Raw genomic sequence first — 11627 nt, forward strand, 5'->3', positions numbered from 1 at the left:
TGTGATTGGTTGGAAGCTGGGGCTCATTGTCCGGATCCCGGCATGGCGAATTGCGCGGCCCCGGATCGGTCGGCAAGACGTCGCGCCTGGCTGAAATCAAGAGGTCTTTGCCCGGTGCCGTCGTGGTAGACGAAGGCCAGGCGCCGCCGTCGCGACGTCAGTTTCGCGGGCAGCGGATGATAGGTCACGCCGGCGCCGCCGATCAGCGGCATGACGCCGCCGACATCGACCATGTCCTGCGTCTCGACGCGCAGAAGATGCAGCCGTGAGCCGTCGGCGGTTTCGCCGACAAAGGGAATCCCGGCGAGGCGCAGGAAACTGGACGGATCCGGCGCCCGCGAAAATGCTTCGAGAAAGGCGATCTCGACGAGGTCGAGATCCACCGTCCTGGGGTCGGCGGGTTCGGGCGCGTGGTCGTGCGGCAGGTGCGGCGTCTGCCATTGCAACGGCTTGCCGGCCGGCCCGTTGTGGCCGACCGGGTGCGGATGATGATGGTGACCATTCGGTCCATGGTGGTGGCCGTCCCCATGGTCGTGGTGATGATGATCCTCATGCATGGTCAAAAACTCGTCGGCTTGTCGATGATGGATTTGTGCTTGCCGAGATTGCCGTGGGCGACCATCGAGCCGAGCGCCTCGACGACCACCCGCACGCCAAACAGCGCCGTGATGTCCGACGTGTCGTAGGGCGGCGACACCTCGACCACTTCCAGCCCGCAGATGCCGGGTGCCGAAACGAGCCCGAGCAGCTTCAGCGCTTCGCGCGGCAGGAAGCCGCCTGGCTCTGGCCAGCCCGTGCCGGGCACGAAACCGCAATCGATGCTGTCGACGTCAAAGGAGATGTAGACCGCGTCAGTGTCCTTCCACGCGAGTTCGAGCGCGATCTCTGCCGCCTTCTCCAGCCCCATCTGTTCGATGTCGGAAATCGTCAGCACGTTGGTGCCGCGCTTCCTCGCCTCGGCGACGCCGTAGCGGGGCACCTGCCAGCCGCCGATGCCGAGCTGCACCAGATTGGTCGCCGAGACGTTCGGCAGGTTGGTCGCCCAGTACCAGGGCGTGGTGTGCATGCGCTCGTCGAGATCCTTTTCCTGGATGTCGATATGGCGGTCGAAATGGATGATGCCGATGCGCTTGGAGGTCACGTCGGCAATGCCGCGCACGCACGGAAATCCGATCGAATGGTCGCCGCCCAGCATGATCGGCAGCGCGCCGGACGAGGCGACATGGCTGACGCCCTTGGTTATCTGGTCGAAGCTCTTTTCGAGATTGGCGGGAATGGTGAAGACGTCGCCGGCGTCGCACAGCGTCATCTGCTCGCGCAGGTCGACACCGAGCTCATAATTGTATGGCGTGTAGAGCGCCGAGATGCGGCGCATGCCTTGCGGTCCGAAGCGGGTTCCGGGCCGGTAGGTGGTGCCGCTGTCGAAAGGAATGCCCATGACAGCGGCGTCATATCTGCCGACATCGCGGACATTCTCGACATAGGGCGCCTTGAGGAAGGTGTTGATGCCGGCGAAATGCGGCAGCTCGCCGCGTGCGAATGTCGGGATCGACTTGTCGATGATCGAATCCGATCCCGGCAGACCCATGTCCAGAGCCCATTTCTGTTCCTTGCGCCAGCCGTCCTCGGGCAGCTTTCCTTCCGCCTCGATCGACTTCCAGCCCTGCATGTCGCGGATTTCGAAGTTCGGATGATGGAACCGCTGGCGTGGCTGGCGGTCGATGAGCCCGGCGCGGCGATGCCGGCGTTCTGGACTGTCTGTGTGCATGAAAACCTCCTTCACGACGCCGTCGTCGCAATTGCGCTATCCAGTCGGGTCGTCCCGACCATCGCGGCCACTTTGGCCACGTCTCGTGCGGAAGCCCGGTTCTTGCGGTCGAGCTTCAGATCGTAGGTGATCGTCGCGCCATAGGCGGACGGGAACTGGGGGTCGTGGCGCACCTTGTCGAAGACCAGCACGCGGGTGCCGAGCTTGAAGGCCTCGCCGATATCGTGGGTGACCATGACGACGGTCATGCTGTGCTCGCTCCACAGCTCGGTCAGCAGTTCGTGCATCTCGACGCGAATGCCGGGATCGAGCGCGCCGAACGGCTCGTCGAGAAGCAGGATCTGCGGTCTGCCGAGCAAGGTCTGGGCGATCGCCAGCCGCTGCTGCATGCCGCCCGAGAGTGAGGCCGGATAGAGATCGCGCGCATGGGCGAGGCCGACGCGTTCCAGCATGGTTTCGGCCTGTTGCCTGACGCTTTTGCGCCTGGCGCCGAAGACGCGGCCGAACGACCCGCCAGAGCGAAAGTCCTCGACCAGCAGCAGGTTCTGCAGGGCAGTCAGATGTGGAAACACCGAATAGCGCTGGAAGACGATGCCGCGTTGCGGCGTCGGTTCCGGTACGATCGGCCGGTCGCCGACGACGACCACACCGCTGCTCTGCTGTTCCTGGCCGAGCAGGATGCGCAGGAAGGTCGATTTTCCGCAGCCGCTGGCGCCGACCAGCGACAGGAACTCGCCGGCCTCCGCGGTGAGATTGACGCGCTCCAGCACGCGGGCATCGCCGTAGCTCTTCTCCAGCCCATGGACGACGATGCGGCTCATCTGTTTTGCACCGGATGAGCCCAGGGGGAGATGAGGTGCGAAAGCCGCACCAGCAGCCAGTCGGTGATGACGGCAAGCAAAGTGATCCAGGCGACGTAAGGCAGGATCACATCCATCGACAGATAGCGGCGAACGAGGAAGATGCGGTAGCCCAGTCCCTCGGTGGAGGCGATGGCTTCGGCCGCGATCAGGAACAGCCAGGCCGGTCCGAGTGCCAGCCGCACGCAGGTGATGAGGCGCGGCATGACTTGCGGCAGCACCAGCCGGAGCACCATGGTCCAGCTGTTGCCGCCGAGCGTCTGCGCCTTGGCGACGAGTTCGGGCGGCAATTCCATCACCCGGTTGGCGATGTCGCGCACCATGACCGGTGCGACGCCGACGGCGATCAAGGTGATCTTGGCGGTTTCGCCGAGGCCGAGTGCGATGAACAGGATCGGCAGCAGCGCCAATGGCGGGATGACGCAGACGACGGTGACAAAGGGCAGCAGAAAGGCCCTGACGCGCGGGATGAAGCCGATGGCGATGCCAAGGCAAAGTGCTGTCAGCGTGGCTACACCGACGCCTGCGAACAGCCTGATCAGACTGGCAAACGTGTCGGCCCAGAGAATCAGGCCGCCGGAACGCTTGTCTGGCACCGTCGCCAGGTCGAAAAAGGCCGACCACATCTGTGCCGGGGAGGGCAGCAGCTTGTCGCTGGGATTGACGGCCAGTCTTTGCGCCGAAGCCAAGAGATAGGCGATCGCCACGGCGGCAAACGGCAGGGCCCCAAGCAGCAAGGCTCCGCCGCGCGAGACCGTCGCGTTGATGAGGCGAAGCCGCACCCTCGGCCTGCGCCGGGGCGGGGGCGCGACTTCAGCCCCCGACTCGGGCACAGCGTTCATGGTGCCGGTTCCTCTGGCCAGCATGTCGCGCCCTACAGCGTTCCAGCCGCCGCCAGGGCCATGTAGGCCGGATCGAAACGCAATTTGACGTTCTTGGCGTCGCCCAGCGTCGAGCCGTCGGGGAAGCTCATGCCGATCACGTCGACGCTCGGCGCATTGGCGCCGAGGATGCCGTGGCTGAACAGGAAATTGCGGACCAGATCCATGGTCTTCGGCAGCTCGGCGCCGTTGGTGAATGCGACCGCCTTGGCCGGCTCGAAGAACATCGCCGTCGATGCAAGCTGGGCGTCGAAGCCGGCGAGGTCCGTGCCCGATGCCTTGGCCATTTCTTCCTTGGCGGCCTTGCCTTCGGGCGTGCCCGAAGTCATCAACGCCATCGCTTCGTACCAGGCGCCAACCAGCGCCTTGCCCAAGGCCGGATTGTCCTTCAGCGTCGCGGTGTTGACGACCATCATGTCGATGATCTCGCCGGGAATCTGCGTCGAATCGAACACTTTGTGGGCGCCCGGAATGGCGGCGATTTCGGAGACCAGCGGATTCCAGGTGACGACGGAGGTGACGTCGCTGGTGCCGTAGGCAGCGACCATGTCGGCGTCGGAGGTGTTGACCACCGTGATGTCCTTCTCGGCGAGCCCGACCGTGTCCAGCGCGCGCGCCAGCAGATAGTGCGAGACCGAGAGCTCGACGAGGTTGACCTTCTGGCCGGCAATGTCCTTGAGGGTGTCCTTGTCCTTGAGGATGACGGCGTCGTTGCCGTTGGAGAAGTCGCCAACGATCAAGGCGGTCGTATCGACGCCGCCGCCGGCCGGGATCGACAGCGCGTCCATATTGGTCATCGAGCAGCCGTCAAAGCCGCCGGCAGTGTATTGATTGATGCTTTCGACATAGTCGTTGATGCGGGTGATCTCGACATTGATGCCGTATTTGTCGGCCCACTTCTTCATGATGCCGCTGTCGGAGAGATAGCCCCAGGGCATCCAGCCGACATAGATCGACCAGCAGATCTTGAAGTCCTTCTTGGGCGCCGCTTGCGCGGCTGCGAGGAAGGGAAGGCTGAGTGACGCGGCGAGGATGATTGCGGCCAGCTTGCGAAGCATTGCGTACCCCTGTTTGCGATCCGGATTGCGTCCGGACGTCTGTTGGGGGTTCACGGAGCGCGCATCCGGGAGAGGTTCGCGCCAGCAAACCCGTGCAGGGTTCTCCCGGGATTTTGGCCCGCCGTGTTCCGCCGGATGCTTCAATGCACCCCTGGCGGTCGCGTCTCTTGGACCAGCGCCGTGATCGACACGGCCGGAACCCTAGACGCTCTGCACATCAGCAACGAAGCAAGGGGCGTGCCAGTCCGGAAATGCCGCGCTGCGGCTGTTTTCGCCTGGATTTGAAGGCAGTCGCATCATCCGGTGGCGCAAAAATCATCGCTGCGCCGCCAGATTAGGCAGCCGGATGGGCAGGGCGCACGCGCGGCCGCTTGGCACCCCGGCGAGTTCGGAGAGAGCGCCAAGGCGTTTCCCCGGGCAGGAGGAAGAAGATAGCCGGCGCCGCAGGGGGCGGGGGGTGGGATTGGGGTTTCCCGAAGCGCCGGCCAAGCGGAAATCAAGTCCGCTGCAGGAACAAGCTAGCAGAGGTCGGGCCAGTTCATATTCCGTGATCGCGGAACTGGCGGAGAGAGCGGGATTCGATTTTCGGCCGCAAGCCAAGCGATCCAAGGCTTTCAGCAAATATTGCTACAAAGAATGTTGCGCCAGCGGTGCGGACACGAGCCGGCCGGCCGCACCCTTTGTCACCGGAGGAGATTTCGTCGCGATCGTTTCGGCGCTAGTTGTGAAGGTGCGACAATTGAAATCCAGTTTCGAGGTCGACGCCGGATAGCAGCGATTCCGCTGATCGGAACATGTCTTCGAACTGCAGCTCGCTTTCAAACACCACGCCGCCAACGCTGATAGCCAGGGCATCCTCGGTTCCTTTTGGCGCGAAATAGACTTGCGCCACGCGGGTTCGGATACGCTCGCCGATTTCCTTGGCGTCGGCTTCTGTCGCGCCGGGGAGAAACACGCCGAACATGGCAGTTCCGATGCGACCGACCAGATCTTCCTTGCGCACCGACGATTGGATCGTCACCGCTATCAACCGCAAGGCTTCGTCTCCCCATCCGAGACCAAAGCGCAGATTGATGGACCTGATATGCTCGGGGTGGATGACCAGGAAGGCACCCGATCTTGGACCCGGCGCTGACGGTCTTGTTGCTCGCCTTTCAACCATCGACGTGAAGGCCGCCCCGTTCAAGCAGCCTGTCAGGCTGTCAAAGGTTGCCGACTTGTTGAGTTCTTGTCGATAACGACGGCTCTCAATCTGCTTCAAACCAATGAATAGAAAAAGCGGGACACCAACGACGACTGGCAACAGGATTGCCGTGATCATGCTGCGGCCAAATGGCGTCAGCCCTTCAGCGAACAACAGCAGATAGTTGAGGACAAGAGAAAACCCCAGAATTCCCGCGGTTCCGAGAAAGGTCAGCCATGCGACGCCTTTCCATGCCTGGGGGGAGGTGTTCGCCATCTCTTTTGTCACTAGCCGATCTCCTGTCAGATAGGCTGGTATAAGGCCGGCAAGTTACAATTTTAGCCTGAAGAAACAATAAAATTTGATGAATTGGGCTGAATAACCTCTGACCCCAACTGGCCGCAAGGCGAGCTTAAATTGTCCAGAAGAAAATTACGCCCTGACGGTTAACAAGATCGTCAGCGTCACCTGAACAACCCCGCGCGGTTCCCTTGTCCGGCTGATGTTGCTCCAGCTTCGTCCGGTGATGGTTGCATGGAGGTTAAAAAAAGGCGAGCCGACTATCGTGGCGGGCCGAATATGCCCATCTCCGCGTGCCTGGCCGTCGCCTCGGCCTTGCCGTAGATGCCGCTCGGCAAGGCGGTCGCCCAGCCGTTGGAAACAAGCCAGGCGCCGACATCCTGCTTGCCCAGCTTGCACGGTGCGGCAATGGTAAAACGATCGATTTCCGGCGGCACGAAGCATTTAAGCGCTCGGCCGCGCAGCCAGGAATTGAAAGCTGCGCGTGCACGCTGACCGCATGGCCAGGAGGCGACATCGTTAAGTGAGCAGATCTGGTCCGGATCGACGCTCTGGACCCCGCTGATGACCACCTTTCGACCCATGGATTCGAAGATCGCGGACGACGTGGCAATCGGACGGTAGAGCAGGATCTCGCGCCAATCGTTCGGCATTGGCGTTTTCGGAGGTACAGCGAGACTGAGTTCGCTGAGCGGCGGACGAGGCTCGATCCGCACGATTTCCGAGGGATCAAGTGGTGGTGGAGCGATCAGGTCCTGCGCAATCTTGCGTGCCGGTTCTCGCCGTCGCGCGTCGGGCACGGCCGCGACCGGTCGGGTTGCCGGCTCGCCGCCAATATCCAGGGACGGCACAAGAACTGGTCGATCGACCGAAAGCCACGCTGCGGCCTGAATGATCAGGAAGACCCCGGCTAGAAGCTCGAGGCCGCCGAGCGTGATCGCCAGGTGGTTGCGGCCCAGCCTGGCCATCAGCTCGAGCAGGTTCCCGAGGCTTCTTCCCGCTCAGAAGCTCGACGTCGATTTCGCAACCTGTTTGAGAGCACCCTTTTGAACCTGATAGAACGGCATCGATCGTTGGCTGGACCCATCTGGGCGAAAGCGGAACAAACCTGTCGATCCGCGAAACCCGTTCGGATTTTCGAGAACCTGCTTGCTGAAGCCATTAGGTCCGACCGCGCTGGCAATCCCTGCAGTCAGGGCAACCATATCATAGGCATAGGCGACGTTGACGTCTGCCTGGTAATTATAGGTGGCCTTGAAGCGGTCGGCGATAGGCCCGGTTTCGCTCGGATCGAGCGTGGCGATATAAGCCCCTTCAAACAGCGGGTCCATCGGGCGCTCCAGCCAGCGGTTTGTTCCCACGACAGCAATTGCCTTTCCCGGGATACCCTTCGACTTCAGGGCGGCAAGGACTTGCGAGGGGCTGTCGTCTCCGCTGGCGAGGATGACGGCGTCGGGAGTGTCCACGAGGGAGCCCATGTCGGTCACCGCCTTAGTGCCGCCATCGCCGGCCGAATAGGGGATGGTGACCGCCAGCGTCGCACCATAGATGCTGAGGCTGTTGGCGACCCGCTTTTCTACCGCGCTGGCGTCGGCGCCGGCCGCGACAAGCAGCACGAACTTCTTGCTGCCTTTCGCCGCCAGGCCCGCGGCGCCAGCTGCCGCGCTGTCGGCTTCGCTGAGGCGCACGGCATAGACGCCGGGACCGCCGGCGAAATTGTCGGCCAGCGCCAACACCGGTGGCCGCGTTGATCCCGACAGTTTGGCAACATGCTGGGCTGACGGCAGTTCAACCGGGCCGATGACGACTTTCGACTCGGTGGTGATCGCCTTCACCGCCATTTCGCTGGCGTGCGCGCTGTCGCCCTTTGTGTCCTCGACCGTCAGCGTGAGCAATCCGTTGCCAAGATCCGCCATAGCGAGCTTGGCGCCATCGAGCATCTTCCTGCCGTTTTCCCCCACGGTTCCAGGTGCGGATAAAGGCAGCAGCATCGTGATCTTGGTCGAGCCGGTGCCGAGTGACTGGGTCGCCTGGGCCGGACCGGCCACAGCGCCGCCAGCTTGCGCTCCTGGCGCGGCAATCGCAGCCGGATCAAGAGCATCGGAAACGCTGCCTTTCGACTGGCAACCCGACATTAGTACAGCGAGTGCAAATGCGATCGCCCCTGTCCGCAGACAACGGACCTGTCGGCCAGCTTCCATGAATGCTCCACCCTATATGCCGCCGGGTGTTCTTCCCGGTCTGATCTTCAACTCACATTACGGCGGACTTGCATCGCCGTCTTGTAATTCCTGGATCATGGTTTAGCCGTCGAAGAGCCGGCCTCTGAGCGCCTTGATCCGGCTCGCTTGCCCTGCACTTCGATAGTCGGCGCATTTCATGTATCGCGGCCCGGGAACGAACACTCGGCGCACGCAAACCCGCTTTTCCTGCACAGAGGCACCGTCGTCTTCTCCAGCCGAAAATGCGGAAAAGCCGAATGTTGCCACCGGCAAAGGCCCCGTCACCTCGAAGCCTTCCCTGGCTAGGATCGCGCGCGCACGCCGGCAGTAGCGGACCGAAAGTGCAGAGAACCTGTTTTCATTGTGCCCGGCGCGATACTTCATGACCGTCGTGCACAGGTCGCCGGCGGCAATTCTGTTTGCCTGCGCAAGGTATCTTACGCCGAGCGCTATGTTGGTTGCGGGCAGGCCGAGTTCATCAAGCGAGCCTCGGAAGCCAAGCATTCGCGCCGTTGCCGGCATCACCTGCATCAGGCCGACTTCGCCGTCGGCGCCGTGCACATCGGGATCGAACCCGCTTTCTATCTCCATCACCGCATGCGCCAGCACCGGCTCCAGGCCGTAGATCGATGCCTGACAGCTCGCAAACGCCTTGAACGTATCCCGCGTCCATTCCTGGGCTGCAAGACAGCGAACTGGCGGAGACTGATGGTATCTGCTGGCCAACGGTCGTTCCAACCAGTTGGCGTGGGCTTGGGTGGCAATTTGGCTAAAGCCGACCAACGCGATCGCTCCAGCGATCGCGCTCAACACTGGTCCGTCGGCTATCATTGTCAGCCAACCGGCGCGTCTTCGCCCTTCCGGTCAGTGCATGTACTCGACCATGCGATCGTGAAAACACTCGCATTTGTTGAGGGTATCTTCGTCCTTGTAGTTTGTCTTCAGGTAGCCGTAAGCCATGCCGCAGGCGACCTTGGCTTCCGATGCCCAGACGAAGACAGGGCGGGACGAATTGATCCATTCCGAGCTGTTGGCGGCGGCGACCGACTCGTCCATCAGCTTCACCACCTGGGCCTTGAGGTCGACGATGTTGTCGGTCAGCACCAGGTTGGACGTGCCGACCGTGCGGCAATAGTCGGCCGTCGGACCTTCGATGATGTCGGCGGCATAACCCGTCGACCCGACTGCCAGCAACAGCGTCGCAGCGGAAACCAGCAGTCTTGCAGAACGTTTCATGATGAGCTCCCCTAGGTATTAGCAGTGTATAACATGATCGCGTGGCCACGCGCCATGCCGTTAAACCAAGTTTGCCGTGGTTGTATGCTGGGTTACGCCATCGTCGTAGAGAAGCGTGATCGTGTTGGCCGCAGGCAGGTTCTGCAGCGTCGCGACGTCGACGAAATTGGCGCCGCCGGTGGTGCCGTTGGCGTCGACGCTGAGCGTGCCCGTGGCCGCATCGTAGTTGACGAAATCGCCGACATTGGCGCCGCCCGGTGCGGTGTCGAACAAGGCCGTCAGGTCGATCTTGTCGCCATGCCCGCCGACACCGCTGTAGTCGACAATGAGGTCCTTGATGTCCAGGCCGTCGAGCTTGAACGTGTCGGCTCCCGCTCCACCGGTCATGGTGTCCTGGCCGAGACCCCCGATCAGAACGTCGTTGCCGTCGCCACCGCTGATGAGGTCGTTGCCGGCTCCGCCGCTGATGAAGTCGTTGCCGCCCCGGCCGATGATGACGTCGTTGCCGCCATTGCCGTTGAGATTGTCGATGCCGGACGTTCCGTAGATCTGGTCGGCCAGCGTCGCATCGCCATTCACCACAATGCCGGGGTCGCCCGGATCATGCGAGAAGAACGAGAAGTTGACGTTGCGGGCCTGCCAGTTTCCACCGTCGTTGTCGAAGTAGGACAGGGTCCAGGTGTCACCGGCTGTCGGCGGATGCGCGATCAGGTAGCTGGCAAGTGTGGTGGCAGTGGCATTGCCGCCGGCGTCCAGAAGGAAGATATGATCGTAGTCTACTGTCGCCTTCATCTGGCCCGTGGCCGCATCGTAGAACCAGGTCTGTTCGAATGTTCCAGCGGTCAGATCGTCTTCGACGACAGCGAAGTGATTGGTGCCGATTCTGATTTCAACCTGAACCTCCTGTTCGCGATGAGATCCGGCGCTGCCGTCGTTGAAGGTTCCGGGGTCTCGTTCGCCGACCGGAATAGGTACCGTATTCGGCTGTTGCTGGAAGTCGGTATAAACCACCACCGTCGCGCTATGTGGATCGGCCAGGATCGCGTTCACTGTCGCTGCCGACAGGGCAAGCGTCGTGACCTGATCGTTGCCCGACGTAAGCGGGCTGCTGCCATTGCCGATCTGTGACGTGTCGCTAGGCAGGCTGTTCGGTGGCACTTCATGGATGCCGACCGTCTGCGCGACGTGGGTGTGGCCGTCATAGACGTCCAGCGACAGGTTGTTGTTGACCGTGTCAGTTTGCGATGCGGTCGGCCGATAGACGAGGTCGTCCAGCAAGTTGATGCCGCCGGACGGATTGTAGAGGACGGTTCCGGCGGTCAGGGCGACATAGGTCACACCGTTGAAGTAGAACGTCCCGGTCGGGATCGTTCCTGTCGCCGTGACGATGAGGTTATCGCCGTCCGCGTCTGTCGGGATCGAGACCAGCAGCGGATATCCGTTCGGATAGCTGGGCGTGCTGAGCGTCTGCTGCGCCGGGTCGCTCGACATCCAGTTCTGGGTGTTCGCGACAACCGGTGCGTCATTGATGTCGGTCAGGTTGATGGTCAGCGTCGTCGTCGACAGGTCGCCGTCACCGTCCTTGATGGTGTAGACGAACACGTCTGTCGTGTTCGCGTTGATGCTGTGGGCCGTCGACTGGTAGGTGTAGGAGCCGTCGGCGTTGAGATGCAGCGTGCCGTGGAGGCCGGCAATATCGGTGTTGACACCGCCCGATGCCGCTGTCGTGGTGTTGCCGCCGGCCGCCCGTACGCCATCGATCGTGGCCCCGTCGGCGCCGGCGACGTCGTTGACGAGCACGCCCGCCGCTGCCAACACGGTGAGCAAAGCGCCCTCGTTGACATTGCCGATGTCGGCGACTGCCGTCGGCACGTCGTCGACGATGTTGACGGACAGGGTGCCCGTGGCGTTCTGGCCGTCCTGGTCGGTGAGCGAGACGGCAAGGTTCTCGAACAGGCTGTTGGTGGCTAGGCCGGTGGCATGGGCCTCATTGTCGAGCAGCGTGTAGGAGTAGCTGACGGTGCCGGTTGCGGGATTGTAGCCGGTCACGTTCAGCGTATTGCCGAGCGCGGTGGTGAAGGAGCTGGCGGTGAATACGCCGTTGGTGATGAAGGCGTGG

Annotated in this window: 11 protein-coding genes and 1 riboswitch; all 11 genes read right to left on the reverse strand. The window is 62.3% G+C overall.

From position 1 onward, the window contains the following. Positions 1 to 23: 23 nt before the first annotated feature. On the reverse strand, positions 24 to 557 hold the full coding sequence (locus AC1DX6_RS27305; protein WP_477319120.1) for a hypothetical protein: 534 nt from the start codon (positions 555 to 557) through the stop codon (positions 24 to 26). Between the two features lie 2 nt (positions 558 to 559). Next, complete coding sequence (locus tag AC1DX6_RS27310) at positions 560 to 1768, reverse strand: agmatinase family protein (RefSeq protein ID WP_477319122.1); 1209 nt, start codon at positions 1766 to 1768, stop codon at positions 560 to 562. Between the two features lie 11 nt (positions 1769 to 1779). Next, positions 1780 to 2589: an ATP-binding cassette domain-containing protein gene (locus AC1DX6_RS27315; protein ID WP_477319124.1), complete on the reverse strand. Its 810-nt coding sequence runs from the start codon at positions 2587 to 2589 to the stop codon at positions 1780 to 1782. Then, positions 2586 to 3470, reverse strand: a complete 885-nt coding sequence (locus AC1DX6_RS27320; protein ID WP_477319126.1) for an ABC transporter permease — start codon at positions 3468 to 3470, stop codon at positions 2586 to 2588. The genes AC1DX6_RS27315 and AC1DX6_RS27320 overlap by 4 nt, the downstream gene beginning before the upstream one ends. Positions 3471 to 3502: 32 nt before the next feature. Beyond that, positions 3503 to 4567: a putative urea ABC transporter substrate-binding protein gene (locus AC1DX6_RS27325; protein WP_477319128.1), complete on the reverse strand. Its 1065-nt coding sequence runs from the start codon at positions 4565 to 4567 to the stop codon at positions 3503 to 3505. Between the two features lie 100 nt (positions 4568 to 4667). Continuing rightward, positions 4668 to 4783: riboswitch (guanidine-I (ykkC/yxkD leader) on the reverse strand. 502 nt (positions 4784 to 5285) lie between these two features. Next, a complete protein-coding gene (locus tag AC1DX6_RS27330) occupies positions 5286 to 6038 on the reverse strand; it encodes a GGDEF domain-containing protein (protein ID WP_477319130.1) in 753 nt (250 codons plus the stop codon). 272 nt (positions 6039 to 6310) lie between these two features. Beyond that, entirely contained in the window at positions 6311 to 7018 is a 708-nt protein-coding gene (locus AC1DX6_RS27335; protein WP_477319132.1) for a thermonuclease family protein, read from the reverse strand. 33 nt (positions 7019 to 7051) lie between these two features. Beyond that, entirely contained in the window at positions 7052 to 8251 is a 1200-nt protein-coding gene (locus AC1DX6_RS27340; RefSeq protein ID WP_477319134.1) for an ABC transporter substrate-binding protein, read from the reverse strand. Between the two features lie 102 nt (positions 8252 to 8353). Then, on the reverse strand, positions 8354 to 9085 hold the full coding sequence (locus tag AC1DX6_RS27345; protein ID WP_477319152.1) for a lytic transglycosylase domain-containing protein: 732 nt from the start codon (positions 9083 to 9085) through the stop codon (positions 8354 to 8356). A 51-nt stretch (positions 9086 to 9136) separates the two neighbouring features. Then, positions 9137 to 9508, reverse strand: a complete 372-nt coding sequence (locus tag AC1DX6_RS27350) for a hypothetical protein (RefSeq protein WP_477319136.1) — start codon at positions 9506 to 9508, stop codon at positions 9137 to 9139. 60 nt (positions 9509 to 9568) lie between these two features. Continuing rightward, positions 9569 to 11627: Ig-like domain-containing protein (locus AC1DX6_RS27355; protein WP_477319138.1), on the reverse strand; the 2059-nt coding region annotated here is incomplete at its 5' end.

The sequence above is a fragment of the Mesorhizobium sp. P2_C4 genome (assembly GCF_056404575.1).